The organism is Pantoea sp. GD03673 (assembly GCF_029844725.1).
Lineage (GTDB): Bacteria > Pseudomonadota > Gammaproteobacteria > Enterobacterales > Enterobacteriaceae > Pantoea.
Genome location: NZ_JAOCKJ010000005.1, coordinates 115,780 through 131,869, shown reverse-complemented (window position 1 = coordinate 131,869; position 16,090 = coordinate 115,780). Strand labels below are relative to the sequence as shown.

General features: G+C 58.2%; 15 protein-coding genes. 7 read left to right on the top strand and 8 right to left on the bottom strand.

What is annotated here, in order from left to right; all coding sequences use genetic code 11:
- The first annotated feature begins 390 nt into the window (after positions 1–390).
- From N5J69_RS10955 to N5J69_RS10940, 4 genes are all read left to right on the top strand, one after another.
- Positions 391–1,434 (top strand): Gfo/Idh/MocA family oxidoreductase, encoded by a 1,044-nt coding sequence (locus tag N5J69_RS10955; RefSeq protein WP_279770281.1) that lies wholly within the window; start codon positions 391–393, stop codon positions 1,432–1,434.
- An 18-nt stretch (positions 1,435–1,452) separates the two neighbouring features.
- On the top strand, positions 1,453–2,331 hold the full coding sequence (locus N5J69_RS10950) for a sugar phosphate isomerase/epimerase (protein ID WP_003855643.1): 879 nt from the start codon (positions 1,453–1,455) through the stop codon (positions 2,329–2,331).
- Between the two features lie 216 nt (positions 2,332–2,547).
- Entirely contained in the window at positions 2,548–3,411 is an 864-nt protein-coding gene (yghU, locus tag N5J69_RS10945) for a glutathione-dependent disulfide-bond oxidoreductase (protein ID WP_279770280.1), read from the top strand.
- A 10-nt stretch (positions 3,412–3,421) separates the two neighbouring features.
- Positions 3,422–3,715: a DUF1330 domain-containing protein gene (locus N5J69_RS10940; RefSeq protein WP_279770279.1), complete on the top strand. Its 294-nt coding sequence runs from the start codon at positions 3,422–3,424 to the stop codon at positions 3,713–3,715.
- A gap of 30 nt (positions 3,716–3,745) precedes the next feature.
- Here the strand turns inward: N5J69_RS10940 and N5J69_RS10935 are convergent, their stop codons facing one another.
- Both N5J69_RS10935 and N5J69_RS10930 read right to left on the bottom strand, forming a co-directional pair.
- Entirely contained in the window at positions 3,746–4,840 is a 1,095-nt protein-coding gene (locus N5J69_RS10935; protein ID WP_279770278.1) for a YncE family protein, read from the bottom strand.
- 197 nt (positions 4,841–5,037) lie between these two features.
- A complete protein-coding gene (locus tag N5J69_RS10930) occupies positions 5,038–5,976 on the bottom strand; it encodes a LysR family transcriptional regulator (RefSeq protein WP_279770277.1) in 939 nt (312 codons plus the stop codon).
- 64 nt (positions 5,977–6,040) lie between these two features.
- Between N5J69_RS10930 and N5J69_RS10925 the strand changes: the two genes are divergently transcribed.
- The gene (locus N5J69_RS10925; protein WP_279770276.1) at positions 6,041–7,111 is read left to right on the top strand and encodes a tartrate dehydrogenase; all 1,071 of its coding nucleotides are present in this window, start codon (positions 6,041–6,043) and stop codon (positions 7,109–7,111) included.
- Position 7,112: 1 nt separating this feature from the next.
- Here the strand turns inward: N5J69_RS10925 and N5J69_RS10920 are convergent, their stop codons facing one another.
- The 4 genes from N5J69_RS10920 to N5J69_RS10905 form a co-directional block, all read right to left on the bottom strand.
- Positions 7,113–8,444 carry a glycoside hydrolase family 28 protein gene (locus N5J69_RS10920; RefSeq protein WP_279770659.1) on the bottom strand — a complete coding sequence of 444 codons (1,332 nt, stop codon included), beginning with the start codon at positions 8,442–8,444 and terminating at the stop codon, positions 7,113–7,115.
- A gap of 103 nt (positions 8,445–8,547) precedes the next feature.
- The gene (locus N5J69_RS10915) at positions 8,548–9,363 is read right to left on the bottom strand and encodes a carbohydrate ABC transporter permease (protein WP_279770274.1); all 816 of its coding nucleotides are present in this window, start codon (positions 9,361–9,363) and stop codon (positions 8,548–8,550) included.
- Positions 9,363–10,235, bottom strand: coding sequence for a sugar ABC transporter permease (locus N5J69_RS10910; protein ID WP_279770273.1), 873 nt, complete (start codon positions 10,233–10,235; stop codon positions 9,363–9,365). The genes N5J69_RS10915 and N5J69_RS10910 overlap by 1 nt, the downstream gene beginning before the upstream one ends.
- A 57-nt stretch (positions 10,236–10,292) precedes the next feature.
- On the bottom strand, positions 10,293–11,624 hold the full coding sequence (locus N5J69_RS10905; RefSeq protein WP_279770272.1) for an extracellular solute-binding protein: 1,332 nt from the start codon (positions 11,622–11,624) through the stop codon (positions 10,293–10,295).
- 550 nt (positions 11,625–12,174) lie between these two features.
- Here N5J69_RS10905 and N5J69_RS10900 point away from each other — a divergent pair.
- A complete protein-coding gene (locus tag N5J69_RS10900; RefSeq protein ID WP_279770271.1) occupies positions 12,175–12,774 on the top strand; it encodes a GNAT family N-acetyltransferase in 600 nt (199 codons plus the stop codon).
- Between the two features lie 12 nt (positions 12,775–12,786).
- Complete coding sequence (locus N5J69_RS10895) at positions 12,787–13,878, top strand: ABC transporter ATP-binding protein (RefSeq protein ID WP_279770269.1); 1,092 nt, start codon at positions 12,787–12,789, stop codon at positions 13,876–13,878.
- A gap of 60 nt (positions 13,879–13,938) precedes the next feature.
- Here N5J69_RS10895 and N5J69_RS10890 read toward each other — a convergent pair whose 3' ends face one another.
- Together N5J69_RS10890 and N5J69_RS10885 are read right to left on the bottom strand one after the other, a co-directional pair.
- Positions 13,939–15,057 (bottom strand): ROK family transcriptional regulator, encoded by a 1,119-nt coding sequence (locus N5J69_RS10890; RefSeq protein ID WP_279770268.1) that lies wholly within the window; start codon positions 15,055–15,057, stop codon positions 13,939–13,941.
- 30 nt (positions 15,058–15,087) lie between these two features.
- Positions 15,088–15,981 (bottom strand): BadF/BadG/BcrA/BcrD ATPase family protein, encoded by an 894-nt coding sequence (locus N5J69_RS10885; protein WP_279770266.1) that lies wholly within the window; start codon positions 15,979–15,981, stop codon positions 15,088–15,090.
- Positions 15,982–16,090: the final 109 nt, after the last annotated feature.

Here is a 16,090-nt window from a genome sequence, read left to right as displayed (position 1 = left end):
AGAAAACGAAATGACGGTTGGCACAGTAGCGTGGTGATCATTGCTTTCACCTTTGAAGTCAGAATTACCGTTCAAAGCTTACTCAGCCAATGTTGCCTTCCACGTAACTTATTTCATGTTCTGCTGTTTAAAACCGCACTACTTTATCGCGCCACAGCCTTTTCCTCTCATTTTTTTGATAGAAAACCACCGCTAATTTTGATCTTCCTCTCAAAATGAAACATTCATTTCCTCCTGCATTCTCATTAAAACGTTCATTTGCTAAAACGGATAAAAATCCCGCGCCGATCCGGTTGATGGAATCACCTCATCAAAAGGTTAGAGCGGCGACGGCGGGCTTTCTATAGTGGAGTCCTGACCCCTCCAGCCTGCTCGTAAAAAGGAAAAATTATGTTCCCATCAACGCTTCCGGCTCCACGCATAACCGATGCCCGCCAGGTTCCGCGACTGCGCTGGGGCATTATCGGGCCAGGCTGGATCGCCGACCATTTTGCGCATGCGCTGCGCCAGCACACCCAGCAGCAGATCACGGCGGTAGCTGCGCGTGACCCGGCAAAAGCGCAGGCCTTTGCCGACAAATGGTCAATCGGCCATGCCACAGGCAGCCTCGATGCGCTGCTGGCGCGGGAAGATGTGGATGCGGTCTACATCGCCACACCCCATAACCACCATTTTCCCGATGGCCTGCGTGCGATTGCCGCCGGAAAGCATCTGCTGGTAGAAAAACCGCTGGCGCTGAATGCGCAGCAGGCCACTCAGCTTAAACAGGCCGCCGCTGCCGCCAGCCTGCTCTGTATGGAAGCAATGTGGTGCAACTTCGCGCCGAAGTATGACGTCATCCGTCAATTACTGGAGGATGGCGCGCTCGGTGATATTCACACCCTGATTGCCGATCATGGGGAGTTTTTCACCCCGGATCACCGTATTTTCAATGCCGCTCTGGCGGGCGGTCCGATGCTCGATCTCGGCAGTTATCTGGTGGCGCTCAGTGTGTTTGTGAGCGGCGGTGCGCCTGAGTCGATTATCGCCCGTGGTCAGCCCGTCCCGGATGGCGGCGTCAACGGTCAGACGTCAATGCTGTTTACGCATCAGCACGGCATGCAGTCGGTGCTGAACACCACTCTGTTCAGCAACACGCCTGGCAGCGCGGTAATTGCCGGTCGCGATGCCACGCTGGAGCTGGCGGGCCAGTTCTATGCACCCGGTCACTTCACGCTCACGTCCAGCGATCGGCGTCACCGCCTGCAGTGGCAGGAGCCTGCCAGCCGCTATGAGCAGCTCTGTCATGAAATTAACCACTTTGCCTGGTGCGTCGGCCAGAACCTGATCGATTCGCCTGTCCATTCGCTTGATCAGGCGATTATCACCCTGGCCGTCATGGACAATGTCAGGCAGCAGATCGGCGTGACCTTTAACGAAGAACAGCAACCTTAATGTGCCCGGAGCAGAAAGATGAAAATCGCTTTTGATGTGGATGTGATCAAAGACTTAGGCATCACCCGTATGGTTCATCAGGTGGCCGACTGGGGCTACAAATATATCGAACAGTCGCCGCATCCGCAGATCAACCCGTTTTATAAACATCCCAAAGCCAGCCGTGAAATCATCACCGAGTATAAAAATGCGCTGAGCGCCACCGGGCTGGAGATCTCTTCGTTTATCGTGGTGTATCGCTGGTCCGGCCCGGATGAATTACGCCGTCAGGCGGCAGTGAAGAACTGGAAGCGAATGATTGAGATTGCCGTCGAAATGGGTGTGCAGGTGATTAACACCGAGCTCTCCGGCACGCCTAACGAACCGGAAATCTGTGAAGAGATGTTTTATCGTTCGATGGAAGAGTTGCTGCCCATTATCGAACGCGAAGGCATCCGCGTCGAAATCCAGGCCCATCCGTGGGATTTCTGCGAAGAGAACAACGAAACCGTGGATATCGTGAAATCGTTCCGCAGCGATAACGTGAAGTATATCTACAGCGCACCGCACACCTTCTTCTATGACAAAGGCAAAGGTGATGTGAAGCCGATGCTGGAGTACGCCGGTGATGATCTGTCGCACATGCTGATCGCCGATACCATGAACCACACTAAACACTGCCGCTACATCGTTAACCCGCCAGGCGTAGATGCCACCATTCACCAGCACGTCGGCGTGGGTGAAGGCGAAGTCGACTTCGACACGCTTTTCAAAACGTTGCGCGACACTGGCTTTGCCACCCGCACCCATAAAGTGGGCGGAGAACCGATTATTGCGGCGTCACTGTTTGGCTACCCGGAAAAGATGAAGGTGCAGGCGATTGAAACCCGCGAACTGATCGAGCGCGAACTGCTGTAAATCTGCCTGCCGTGCAGTCGCGGTGACTGCACGGTCAGGTCCGTTCAGGCCAAAAAACGCCCCGTCTGACACACTTTTATTCACTTTTCTCCTGTGCCGCTGCCCGCCTGGCATCAGCCCCCTGCAGCCCCCCTCTCGCAGCCAGCAGAGTTAAACCGCCTTTGCAGCACCTGCTACACTCCAGACCAATACCACACCATAAGGCGAACTTTCATTATGTCGGAAAATGCATATCAGCCCGCAAACGTCTGGACCTGGGACCCTGAAGCCAAAGGTAACGGCGCTAAAACTAATCGTCCGTTCGCTGGTCCCACCCATGAAAAAGCGTTGCCGGTCGGCAAACACCCGCTGCAGCTCTATTCGCTCGGCACGCCTAACGGCCAGAAAGTCACCATCCTGCTGGAAGAGCTGCTGGCGCTTAACGTCAACGATGCTGAATATGACGCCTGGCTGATCCGTATCGGCGACGGCGATCAGTTCTCCAGCGGTTTTGTCGACGTGAACCCCAACTCAAAAATTCCGGCACTGAGCGACCACTCGGCAACGCCGCCGGTTCGCGTATTTGAATCAGGTAACATCCTGCTCTATCTGGCGGAAAAATATGGCTATTTCCTGCCGAAGGATATTGCAGGCCGCACCGAGACGCTGAACTGGCTCTTCTGGCTGCAGGGTTCTGCGCCTTACCTCGGTGGCGGTTTCGGCCATTTCTATCATTACGCGCCCGAAAAAATCGAGTACGCCATCAACCGCTTCACCCTGGAAGCGAAACGTCAGCTCGACGTGCTGGATCGTCAGCTGGCCGAACACCGCTATCTGGCTGGTGATGACTACACCATCGCTGACATCGCCACCTGGCCGTGGTACGGCAACATGGTGCTGAACGATCAGTATGGCGCTGCCGAATTCCTGGATGTGCAGTCCTATAAAAATGTCGTGCGCTGGGCGAAAGAGATCGCACAGCGCCCTGCCGTCATTCGTGGCCGCAAGGTCAACCGCGTCATGGGCGACCCGGCCGATCAGCTGCATGAGCGTCATGATGCCGCTGACTTTGATACCCAAACCCAGGATAAAAAAGCTTAAGGAGAGAACTGTGAGTGCATACGTTGTATTTATTCGTGATAACACCCTGAACCAGGACGAAATGGCCATCTACGCTGAGAAAGCGGGTCAGGCACGCGGCGATCATCAGATCACCCCGCTCGCCTTTTATGGCGAACTGGAAACGCTGGAAGGACAGGAAGCGGAAGGCGTGGTGATTCTGGAATTCGCGACCCGCGAAGCCGCACACGCCTGGTATGACAGCCCGGAATATCAGGCTGCCAAAGCCCACCGCCTGAAAGGCGCGAACTACCGCGTGGTGCTGGTACAGGGTGTTGATAAGTAACTGAAGAGGCGGCAGCGATGCCGCCTTTTTTTATTGCAGGGTAATACGCGCTACGCCATCCAGCCCCTGACTGCTGTTATCGTCATTGAAGCCCTGCTTCAGTGTCACAAACAGTGTCTGCCCGTCTGGTGAAACCAGCAGGCTGTTGGGATGACTGTCAAACGACCAGCTGTTTTTCACTTCATAGGTCGCACCATCCAGCTGCAGCACCTTCTTCGACTCACGCTGGCTGATGTAAATCTCGTTGCGCTTGCCGTTAAACTTAATCCCCATTGAATCGCCCGTATCCAGACGCTTAATGACCTTGCCGCTGCGCTCATCAAACACCAGGGTATTTTTCGCTTTAGAATCATCCGTAACAAAAAGGCGTCCGGTTGCCGGATCTTCAGCCATGTTCAGGAACAGATAATCCTGCCCGTCACCTGCCGTCAGGCGCTGCTCGATCCTGTGATTCCGGGGATTGATCACCAGGATTTCACCGCTGCCGTTCGCCGCGTAAATCCGGTCGCTGACCGGCGAGAAGATAATGCCTGTGACCCACTTCCCGGCATTTTTAATCCGGGTTTTTAGCGTCAGGGTTTTGGCATCGACCACCCAGATCACACCCGGGTCGCCCGTGCCGCCAACATAAAGCAGTCCGTCATGCAGAAAGATTTCACGCGTGCCAACCGGCAATCCCTTCTCGTTTTTATCGTCAAACATCAGGCGCTTCAGCACCTTACCGTTTTCCGGATCGATCTTAGAGATACCGCCATCCAGGGAGTTGGTAGCGTAGAGCGCGCTGCCGTCCGGCTCGCTGATCAGCCCAAAGTTTTTCAGATCGAAGTGGCCTGCGCCGGTGCTCTGCAGCGTAGTGGCATCCAGACGATAGATCATCCCGCCGCTGACATCTTTGAAGCCCTGGGCGCTGGCAACATATAGCGCATTTTTCGCGGGCAGATAGGCCATCTCATACAGCCCTTCGCCCAGCTCGCGCTCGATCAGATTATCGGGGCTGGAGGGCTGCATCACGACGGAGCCGCCGCTATCCGCTTTTTTCACCGTGGTCTGGCACGCGGTCAGGCCGAAGGTGGTGACGACCGCCAGTGCGAGTGCCGCGTTACGCGGGCTGAACAACGCTTTCATGCTTAACTCCTTCTGCGACCTGCTACTCCCGGCTGGCCGCAGCGCGGCGGCTTGCCCGAAATAAAAAAGAATGAGAATCATACGCATCAGCAAAAACGCTGTAAACGCCGCTGCGCCCTGAACTGATCGAATCAGTTTAATCCTGCAGGCTGGCTATCCGCAGGCTCGCCTGCTTCCAGCCTCATCACGACATTCAATTAATCAGCCGACTGAAGCGAATTCTGTAAAAACGCCACAAACGCGGTGATGCGCGCGGGCAGCTGGCGCTGCGCCTGCCAGACCGCAAAAATATCGCCATCGGGTGCCTGCCAGTCGGGCAATACCGCCAGCAGCTCGCCTGTTGCCAGGCTGTGCTGTGCGTCCCACCAGGAACGCAGCAGAATGCCATGCCCATCCATCGCCAGCCGCATCGCCACTTCGCCATCATTGGTGATCAGGCTGCCACGCACTTTCTGGCTGATGCTCTGTTCGCCGCTGGTCAGCCGCCACAGGGTAAAATCACTGTCGTGCTGGCGCAGCAGAATACAGTTGTGCTGCGCCAGATCGCGCACCGTAGCGGGCAGACCGTGCCGGGCAGCATAGGCAGGTGAGCAGCAGAGGATGCGCGGATTGGTGCGCAGTTTGCGTGCCACCAGCCGCGAGTCCGGCGGTTCGCCGACGCGGATATCAATGTCCATGTGCGCATCCAGAAAATTAAGCGGCTGGCTGCTGAGGGACAGGGACAGTGAGAGCTGCGGATGCAGTGCGGCAAAGGCCGAAACGCAGGGCGCAATATGCCGACGACCAAAACCAAATGAAGCGTTGATGTTCAGTGTGCCGCGCAGCTGGGCGGTTTCACCGCTGACCGCCTCTTCCAGTGCCGCCAGCTGATCCAGCAACGGACGTGCGCCAGCCAGATAACGGCGGCCTTCGGGCGTCAGCTCCAGCCGTCGCGTGGTGCGGCGCAGCAGCTGCACGCCAAGGCGTTGCTCCAGCTGACTCAGACGCTTGCTGACCGCCGCCAGTGACAGTCCCAGTTCGCGCGCCGCCGCAGTCAGACTCTCCAGCGCGGCCAGACGGACAAAAAAGGCTAAGTCATCGGTGGAGGTGCGGGATTCTCTACTTTGATTCAACAATGGATTGCCTTTCAGGCTCATTATTTCCCCGGAATCGACAGTTATACTGCGTACACAATTCGAACATCAACCGGAAAGGTACCCTGTGACTGACAAAATTCACCGTATTGCCGTCATCCCTGGCGACGGCATTGGCAAAGAAGTCATGCCGGAAGGCGTCCGCGTAATGAATGCGGCCGCAGAGAAATTCAACATTCCGCTGCGCTGGGAGTGGTTCGATTACGCCAGTGCCGACTACTGGCAGCAGCATGGCAAAATGCTGCCTGACGACTGGTTCCCGCAGCTGAAAGCCTTTGATGCGATTTACTTTGGTGCGGTGGGCTGGCCTGACGTGGTGCCCGACCACGTTTCACTCTGGGGCTCGCTGCTGCAGTTCCGCCGGGAGTTCGATCAATACGTCAATCTGCGTCCGGTGCGACTGATGCCCGGCGTCAAAGCACCGCTGGCAAATCGTCAGCCCGGCGATATCGACTTTTATGTGGTGCGCGAAAACACCGAAGGCGAATATTCCAGCGTGGGGGGGACGATGTTCCCCGGCACCGATCGTGAAGTGGTGATTCAGGAAACGGTGATGACGCGCACCGGCGTCGATCGCATCCTGAAGTTTGCTTATCAGCTGGCGCAGAGCCGGCCAAAGAAGCACCTGACCTCCGCCACCAAATCTAACGGCATCGCCATCACCATGCCTTACTGGGACAGCCGCGTCGAAGCCATGTCCGGTCAGTTCCCCGAGGTTCGCGTCGATAAATATCACATCGATATTCTCACCGCTAACTTCGTGCTGCACCCGGACTGGTTTGATGTGGTGGTCGCCAGCAACCTGTTTGGCGATATCCTCTCCGACCTGGGTCCGGCCTGTACCGGCACCATCGGCATTGCGCCCTCGGCTAACATCAACCCGGAAGGCCTGTTCCCCAGCCTGTTTGAGCCGGTTCACGGCTCTGCACCAGATATCGCTGGCAAAGGCGTCGCCAATCCCATCGGGCAGATCTGGTGCGGAGCGATGATGCTGGAGCACCTTGGCTACAAAGCGGCGGGTGATGCCGTGTTAGAGGCGATTGAACGCACGCTGGCGGCGGGCCAGCATCTGACGCGCGATCTCGGCGGCAGCGCCAGCACCGAACAGCTCGGTGCAGCCATCGCCGCCGCGCTGTAAATCACGCTGGCAACTGCACCACGCACTCAGGGTGCCAGCCTGGCGGCAACGGCGCCGGACGTGATATCACCAGGCTGTGCAGTTGCAGATTCTCTACCCCGGATGCGAACAGGCCCGGCAGTCCGCCGGGATAACGCTCTACCCCAAAGGCTTCACCGGTTTTCGGGTCAAGCCGGTAGGCGTTATCCAGCCCCATGCCGGTCGGCGAGTCCGGATTACAGGGCGGTCGCACGTCGTAATGCCCCTGTGCAACCTGCGCCACGGTCTGCCGCATCTGCAACTGGCTGATCACCACATCGCGTATCCAGCCTGGCTCTGCCGCATGCAGGTTAATCGCCCCTTCCGCCACACCCGTCATGTTACTGAACTGCACCTGCTCCACCCTGCCGGGCGTGATCGCGGGATCGCGGCGGCGCACCGAAATATGCAGCGGATCGGCTTTGCCCCAGTGACAGGGTGGCGCGTGGTGGCAGGCAAAGGTCAGATTACTGAACAGCAGACGACGCATCGCGCCGCCGTCCCGTGACAGAATGCCAATGCCGTGGTTCGAATCAAAAATAGTGCAGCCGGTTACCGTGACATCTTCCACATCATCCCAGGTTTCGGTGCCGATTTTAAAGGCGCAGCTGTAGCTGCGCAGCAGGCAGTTGGTGATCATAATCTGCCGTGCCGGACGCCGCAGCGCGGCCGGTTTGTGGGTGGTTTTGATGCAGATGGCATCATCGGCGGCGCTGAGGTAGCTGTTGCTGACAAACACCGCTTCGCAGCTGTCGATGTCGAGGGCATCGGTATTCGGCATGGTCATGGCGTTGTCGATGGTGAGGTGGTCGATGTGAACATGGCGGCAACTCACCAGATGCACTGTCCACATCGGTGCCTGCACGATGGTAAAGGCGGTCAGCGTCACCTGCTCGCAATCTTCAAACACAATGATGCGCGGCCGGTCGGCACGCGGCAGGCGATAGCCCTGCTCATCACGTTCAGCAGCAAACCAGGCGTCCCCCTCGCCATCAATACACCCGGTGCCGCTGATGGTGATATTGCGCTGGCCCAGCGCATAAAGCAGCACGTTGTGGGACTTCTCAGCACAGCTCAGCGCCTGCACGGCCTGGTAGTCGGCCAGCCGATGACTGGCGATCAGTACCGCACCCGCTTCAAGGTGCAGCTCAACATCAGAGGGCAGATTCAGGCAGCCGCTGCGATAACGCCCGGCTGGCAAGGTCAGACGACCACCGCCCGCCGCCGCAATCTGGTCCAGGGCGCGTTGCAGCACGGCGGTGTCCAGGGTTTCGCCATCGGCGACAGGGTGAAAATCAGCAAGGGAAAGGTGCATCATGCGTCTCCCGCAGGATTGAGGAAGAGGAATTTCAGCACGCGGCGGCTTGGCAAACCTTCGTCTGATCGCCAGTGCGCCGTTTCGTGCGGAACGTCACACATTACTTCACAGCGCCTTCGGTAACGCCGCTGATAAACTTGCGCTGGAAAATCAGGAACACCACGATAAGCGGCATAATCACAATCATCGCGCCCGCCATCAGCACCGGAATGTCGATGGTGTTTTTGTTCTGGAAAAACATCATGCCAATGGGCAGCGTGCGCAGCTCATCCTTGTTGACCAGAATCAGGGGGATCAGGAACTCATTCCAGGTCCAGATAAACAGCAGCAGCCCCAGCGTCGACAGGGTCGGCCAGATGGCGGGCACCAGAATGCCCCACAGAATTTTGACCCGCGACGCCCCATCCATTACCGCCGCCTCCACCAGCTCTTTCGGCACCTGCTGAAAAGCACTGGCGATCATCAGCGTGGTAAAGGGCAGCGACAGGGCGATTTGCGGCAGGATCAGCGCCAGATAGGTGTTGGTCAGCCCCATCCAGCGCAGCTCGTGATAGAGCGGAATGATAAAGGCTTCACTCGGCAGCACCATGCCCAGTGCCAGCATCGCCCCAATCACTTTTTTGCCGGGGATCTTCAGCCCGGCGAACCCGAATCCGGCCAGAATGCCGAGCAGCACGCTGAACAGCACCACCGGGATCACCACCAGCACCGAGTTAAGGAAGTAGACGTTGAAGTGTCCCTGCTGCCAGGCGGTCAGGTAGTTTTTGAAATTCAGCGAAGCGGGCAGCGTGAAAACCCCCTGAAACAGCTCCATCTGGGTTTTAAACGATGTCATCAGCGCCATCAGAAACGGCAGAATCGTCATCAGCGCCACGATCCAGATCAGCGCGCGTGAAATTACCGGCGTGCTTCGCATCAGTAACGCTCCTTTAAGGCCAGATGGATCAGATAGTTAATGCCTAAAACGATGATCATGCTGAACACCGCCACCGACGAAGCGTAGCCAAAGTAGTGCAGGTCAAAGCCCTGCTTATACATGAAGATGTTGGTGACCATGGTGGAGGTGCCCGGCCCGCCCTGCGTCATCACATAGACCAGATCAAAGGCTTTCAGGCTGGCGATCACCGTCAGCAGCAGCGCAATCCGCAGCTCGGGCCGCAGGCCAGGCAGTGTAATGCGCATAAACTTCTGGCGACGTGACGAGCCATCCAGATCCGCCGCTTCCAGCAGAGAGGGATCCATGCGCTGCAGACCCGCCATAAAGAGCACCAGGCAGAAACCGAAGAAGTACCAGGTAGCGACCAGCCCGACAGCAGGCAGCGCCCAGGTAAAATCACCCAGCCAGGAGAGCGCCAGCTGTGGCAGGCCAATCGCACGTAAGATCTGGTCGATCGGCCCAAACGCCGGGTTGTAGAGCCAGCGCCACACCACGCCCAGCACCGCCATCGGCATGATGTAGGGCAGGAAAAAGAGAATGCGCAGCACGCTGCGTTCGCTGTTGTTGCGCGTGTCATACAGAAAACTACAGAGCAGCAGGCCGACGCCGATCGGTAGCAGGGTATAGAACAGCATCAGGATGGCGTTATTGCCCAGCGCAATCCAGAATACCGGATCGCTGAACATTCGCAGGTAGTTGCTGACGCCACTGAATACCGGCAGCGAAGTCCCGTCCCACTCGGTAAAACTGATGCCCAGCGAGGCCAGCAGCGGGAATAGCAGAAACACCGCATAGACCAGCACCGCAGGCAGCACATAGAGAAAATTACGCCAGCCGCTTAAATTCAACATAGCCCTACTCGTGGTTCATAACGATGCTCAGGCCCGGCTGTTCGCCGGGCCTCCGGCTTAATGCTTCAGTGTTTTGAGGTAACGCTGATAGTTGTTATCAAAATTTACCACCATCTGATCGGCGGTCTGACGACCCGCCAGCAGTAGCTGGACGTTCTGGTTCAGCTCGGCATTCATCGTCGGTGTCGCCCAGTCCACATAGTGACCCAGACCATCGTAATCATTGAGCGTCAGCCAGACCTGATACGCCTCTGCCAGCAGCGGATTATCCGCTGGCATTTTGGCCGCTTTGTTGGTGCTGGCGGGCAGGAAGCCCACCTTCAGCCAGCGGTCCGCCATGGCATCAGAGACCATATAGTTGATGAACTTCGCCGCAGCATCCTGCTGCTCTTTGCCTTTGGCGGTGCTGGTGACAGAGAACGCCAGATCGGTGCCGCCCACCATCAGCGGCTGCTTCACACCGTCACCGGCAGGCATCGCAGCGAAGTGAATATCTTTGTTGTCTTTAAACTGGCCGAGATACCAGGTGCCGCTCACGAGGAAGGCGGCCTGGCCGTTCTGGAACAGTGTCGCGGCATCGTCGTGACCAATGCCCTGGAAGCCGGGGAAGAAGTACCCTTTGTCGGTCCAGCTCTTCATCATGGTGGCGGCATTGACCAGCTTGCTGTCTTTGAAAGTGCCGCCCACATCGTAAATCAGATTATCCAGCGTCTTGCGGTCGTGGCTCTCAATCTGCGCCTGCCACAGGGTGCTGAGCAGCTGCTGGCCCATGTTGCCATCCAGCAGGCCGAGCATCATCGGCGCGGTGCCCTGCTGTTTCAGCTTCGCCATGGCGCTTTCCAGCTCAGCCAGCGTTTTCGGCACCGCAATACCGGCTTTATCCAGCAGCGCTTTGTTGTAATAGAGCCCCACCATCTCGCCCAGGCTGGCGATGCCATACAGCTTGCCGCTGCCAAACTCGCCGCTGTCTGACCAGCGGTTACGTTTCAGAATCGAGTCCGGGAAGCGGGTGGTCCAGCCATTGCTGGCGGCATAGCTGTCGAGCGGCAGCAGCAGCTTATCTTTAACCAGCGAGCCCATATCACCGCCCCCCTGGTTGACCTGCGCGATCTGCGGGCCATCTCCTGCGGTCAGCGCCAGCTTCAGCGGAATACGGGTATCTTCAAAGGAGTGAACAGAGCGGTTAATCACGATGCCGGGATTCTGCTGTGAAAACGCTTTAATTCCTTCATCCACCGCAGCAGTCTGCTCCGGGTAGTTGTAGATATCCCACTCATTCAGAGTGACAGCGGCGTGGACGGCATGAGAGAGACTGCCCGCCAGCAGGCCTGCTGCCAGCAGCCGACCCACATTGCGAATTCGGAACGAACGAACGGAGGAAACAGACATTATGCTCACCTTCTTCAGACCAGGATCGGCATCCTTTCATCTCACCGCCTGACATCCTTCAGGCTGCAGCCGCACACAAACGCACTCACTCATACTTACTTTAATAAAAAAATAAAGTCAAACAGCCTGCAGGCGGAATTGCAATGCTGTGAGCACGCGCAAATAAACAGCAATATGACGCGAACGGCAGCACAGCCCGCTGGCTTTTATGCCAATACCTGTCACGGCACGTCGCCCATAGCTTTTTCGGTAGCAGGAGATGCCAGCGCGATCATCGCAGAATAACGTCCTGATAAAGCATACGAAAATCCTATCACGCTCACACTTTTCTCTTTTCACTGGCCGTGGATCCGCCTCCGGCCGCCGCCCTGCGGGCGTGCTGGCGATCACAGTTGTGCATCCCGATGCCGGTAAACGTTGCCGAACCGCCTGCGTTAGTGCGATAAGGTAATTATTCTATCTTGAAAACTAAGTCCACTTTCATTAACGTAACTTTCACCTGCGGATCTGTTCAATCCCTGACCGGTTCACTCACTCACGAGAATTCACCATGGCGAATCAAGGTGTCATTCGTCCGGCCACGCTGGCGGACTTTCCGGCGCTCTACCGCATCTGCCTGGAAACAGCCGATGCGGGCGGCGATGCCCGCACGCTCTACTCCGATCCTGACTATCCCGGCCAGCGTTTTGCCGTGCCCTATGCACGCTTCGCGCCTGACTTCGCCTTTGTGCTGGAGCGGGACGGGGAGGTCCAGGGTTATGTGGTCGCTGCACCCGATACCCGTGCGTTTGAAGCACAGCTCCAGGCCGAATGGTGGCCGTTGTTGCAGGAGAAATACCGCGATCGCCCCGCCAGCGCCCCGCTCGACAGCAAAGTGCTCGACGCAATACGCCATCCGGACCAGGCCGCTGAGAACCTGGTGACGCAGTGGCCCGCGCACCTGCATATCAATCTGCTGCCCGCAGCGCAGAAAGGCGGCTGGGGCCGACGGATGATTGAGCATGAGCTGGCGGCGCTGCGGGCGGCGGGCGTCAGCGGTGTCCATCTCGGCGTCAGCCTGCAGAACGAGCAGGTCTGTGCCTTCTATGCGCGCATGGGGTTTACCCCGATCCTGCGCAGCAACGCCATCTACATGGGCCAGTTACTCTGAGTGAGGTAGCCGATGACCAGCCTGCGTTTGCAGAATGTGAAGAAGTCATATGAACACGTGAATGTCATTCATGGCATCGATCTGACGATTAACAGCGGTGAATTTGTGGTGTTTGTCGGGCCATCCGGCTGCGGTAAATCGACGCTGCTGCGGATGATCGCCGGACTGGAGGAGATCAGCAGCGGGCAGTTGCTGATTGAAGAGCAGGACATGACCCGGCAGCCTGCCACCGAGCGCGGCATCGCCATGGTGTTTCAGTCTTATGCGCTCTACCCCAACATGACGGTGCGCGGTAACCTGGCCTATCCGCTGGAAGTGATGAAAAAGCCCAAAGCGGAAATCAACGAGGCGATTGCCCGGACGGCCGACCGTCTGCATCTCACCGAACTGCTCGATCGCCTGCCACGCGCACTCTCAGGCGGGCAGCGGCAGCGCGTGGCAATTGGGCGGGCAATTATCCGTCATCCGCGTATTTTCCTGTTCGATGAACCCCTCTCTAACCTGGATGCCGAGCTGCGCCTGCAGATGCGGATTGAGATTGCCCGGCTGCACGCCTCGCTCGGCAACACCATGATTTACGTTACCCACGATCAGCTGGAGGCGATGACGCTGGCTGACCGCATTGTGGTGCTGCGTCAGGGCCGCATTGAGCAGGTTGGCGCACCGCTGACGCTCTATCACGACCCGGATAACCTGTTTGTGGCCGGTTTTATCGGTTCGCCAAAAATGAACTTCCTGCGGGCGGAAATCAGCGCGACGGGCGAGGGGGAAGTGCAGTTGCGGGTGCCGGAACTGAAGATTGAGGGGCTGGTACTGAAAATCGCCGCCGATTGCCGCGAGGGGCAAACCGTGACGCTGGGCATCCGTCCTGAACATTTCCAGCCAGCCGCGCAGACGCCGGACGCTTTACGCTTTCACGGCGAGCTGGCCTACGGCGAGATGCTTGGGCACACCAATTACCTCTACCTGGATATCGGGCGTGAGCAGATGCTGGTGGTGGAAGAGCGCGAGGCGACCACGCGCGATCTGGGTACGCAGGTTGAACTGGGCTTTTCTGCCGCGCACTGCCTGCTGTTTGATGAGCAGGGACTGCGCCTGCGCTAAGGGAAGCGCGGGGAAACAAAAACGGGCGCTGCGGCGCCCGTTTTTTATTCTGGAGGTGATTCAGGTCACCGGCTCTTCGTCGGCCTGCGCCGCCAGCAGATCGAGCAGCCGGTTAACGGCAAAACCCGCCGCGCCCAGCGCCCACATGCGGTTCGATTCCGTCAGGAACTGCAGCGGCGTCATATGTGGCGTCAGTTTAAGCCGGTAAGCCTGGAAGCTCTGGGTGATGTGGTCGAGCAGAATGCGTGACGCCATGTGCGGCTCCATCGCCAGATAAACCACATCCGGATCGTAGGCCACAGACAGGTTCGCCAGTGAAATGCCCAGCTCGCGTCCCGCCTCTTCCAGCACCGCCAGCACCTCGGGGGCAGGCCGCTGATCCAGCGCCTGCAACGTGAGGCCGTCCACCGGTTCCTGTTCAGCCAGCTTTTCAAGAATGGCGCGTGATGAGGCGACATCCTCCAGCAGACGCAGCGAGCCGTCGCCCACCCGCCCGTTGCCAATCTCCCCCGCTTTGCCGTGACGACCGCGGTAGAGCTGACGATTCAGGATGATGCCCGCCCCGATCCCTTTGCCGTAGGTAGCGATCACGGCTGACTGGGCGTTGCCAAGCTGACCAAACACCAGCGCCGCCATCGCCATCGCGTTGGCGTCGTTTTCAATAAAAACCGGCAGCGAAAAGCGCTCTTCGAGCAGTCGCGCAATCGGGACGTTGTCCCAGTCGAGCACTTTGGAGCGGATGCAGTAGCCGTTTTCGGCATCGACCAGACCCGACAGCGCCAGGCCAATCGCCCCGACCCGTTTCTCCTCAACGCCGCGCAGGAACTTCGCCAGCGCATCGCCAAGCTGGCGTGGCGTCAGAGTCCCTTTCGGCATCTGCTGTTCGCCCAGCAGATTACCGCTGAGATCGGTCATGACGATCAGGTTGCGTTCCGCATTGAGCTGGATGCCAATCACGCTGGCGCGATCGGGATTGAGTCCCAGCAGGGTTTTTGGCCGCCCCATCGACACACGACGCAGCCCCAGCTCCTGCACAATCTCCTGTGCCAGCAGGCGATTGGTCGCCTGTGAGACGGTCGACATGCTCAGTCCGCTGCGAACTTTCAGGTCTGACTGACTGATGGGTGCATTTTCAACAATCAACCGCAGAATGCGTGCGGTTACGTTGGGAGCGGTCATAGATTCCTCGGGTTATCTGGCTGAGGCAGCTCAGCCAGCTTGAAATCGGTAATCGGCAGGCATCAGCTGCTGCGCCAGTGTCAGCGCCCCGCTCAGGGCATCGCCCTGCGGCACCACCAGCCTGGCCTGAATATCGTCGTCCAGCCAGCGCTGAATCGGCGTGGCCAGGCCCCCCATCAGCGCGACAGGTCCGCTGCTTAGCGCAATCAGACGGCGCACCATCAGGCCGATATCGGCTGCGGTCTGCTGCAGCAAATCCTGTGCGTGACCGTCGCCTGCGTCAGCGGCCGCAAAAATCTGTGGTACCACGCGCGCCCAGTCGGCAGGTGCCGCGCTACGGGTCCAGAGCAGCATGGTTTCAGGGCTGTCGCTGAACTGCGCCATCAGCTGCCGGGTCAGAGTACCCGGCGTCAGGATTGACTCATGGGCCAGCAGCGCCAGACGCAGCGCACGACGACCCAGCTCCGCGCCTGATCCCTGATCTGACAGGGCAAAGCCCCAGCCGCCCAGCAGCGTAAAGCGCTCGCCATCCCAGGCGGCTCCCTGACTGCCGGTGCCGATGATAAAAACAGCGCCTGGTGCGCCGCTGTGCGCACCCGCACAGGCAATCTCCACATCGCTGACCACCTGGAATGCCGCGCAGGCAGGCTGCCAGCTGGCAAGCCGCGCCTGCACTGAGGCGACATTGGCACCCGCTAATCCGGCAACCAGCGCCGTCTGCGCCAGAGCCTCAGGGGCCAGTCCCGCCTGTAACAATACCCGATCAATCAGCTGCCCGACGCAGATCAGCGCCGCGTCATAATCGGACCAGACGTTGGCTGGCCCGCCTGTGGCTTCCGCCAGAACGTGACCCTGCAGGTCGGTTAGCCGCGCGCGACACTGTGTACCGCCGCCATCAATGCCAAGGAGATAGTGTGGTTGCACGCGCATCCTTCCCGATTTTGGGTTATAGCCATAATGAGCGAACGATAGGATAAAAAAACTTAAATCGCAATAACAAATAAATATGGCAAAAACATATTTAAGATTTTTA

What these genes read in the sequence shown, in the direction of transcription:
- N5J69_RS10900 (WP_279770271.1), top strand. Translation starts at nt 12,175, where the DNA reads ATGGCGAATCAAGGTGTCATTCGTCCGGCCACGCTGGCGGACTTTCCG.
- N5J69_RS10905 (WP_279770272.1), bottom strand. Translation starts at nt 11,624, where the DNA reads ATGTCTGTTTCCTCCGTTCGTTCGTTCCGAATTCGCAATGTGGGTCGG.
- yghU (WP_279770280.1), top strand. Translation starts at nt 2,548, where the DNA reads ATGTCGGAAAATGCATATCAGCCCGCAAACGTCTGGACCTGGGACCCT.
- N5J69_RS10915 (WP_279770274.1), bottom strand. Translation starts at nt 9,363, where the DNA reads ATGCGAAGCACGCCGGTAATTTCACGCGCGCTGATCTGGATCGTGGCG.
- N5J69_RS10895 (WP_279770269.1), top strand. Translation starts at nt 12,787, where the DNA reads ATGACCAGCCTGCGTTTGCAGAATGTGAAGAAGTCATATGAACACGTG.
- N5J69_RS10920 (WP_279770659.1), bottom strand. Translation starts at nt 8,444, where the DNA reads ATGCACCTTTCCCTTGCTGATTTTCACCCTGTCGCCGATGGCGAAACC.
- N5J69_RS10935 (WP_279770278.1), bottom strand. Translation starts at nt 4,840, where the DNA reads ATGAAAGCGTTGTTCAGCCCGCGTAACGCGGCACTCGCACTGGCGGTC.
- N5J69_RS10955 (WP_279770281.1), top strand. Translation starts at nt 391, where the DNA reads ATGTTCCCATCAACGCTTCCGGCTCCACGCATAACCGATGCCCGCCAG.
- N5J69_RS10930 (WP_279770277.1), bottom strand. Translation starts at nt 5,976, where the DNA reads ATGAGCCTGAAAGGCAATCCATTGTTGAATCAAAGTAGAGAATCCCGC.
- N5J69_RS10950 (WP_003855643.1), top strand. Translation starts at nt 1,453, where the DNA reads ATGAAAATCGCTTTTGATGTGGATGTGATCAAAGACTTAGGCATCACC.
- N5J69_RS10890 (WP_279770268.1), bottom strand. Translation starts at nt 15,057, where the DNA reads ATGACCGCTCCCAACGTAACCGCACGCATTCTGCGGTTGATTGTTGAA.
- N5J69_RS10910 (WP_279770273.1), bottom strand. Translation starts at nt 10,235, where the DNA reads ATGTTGAATTTAAGCGGCTGGCGTAATTTTCTCTATGTGCTGCCTGCG.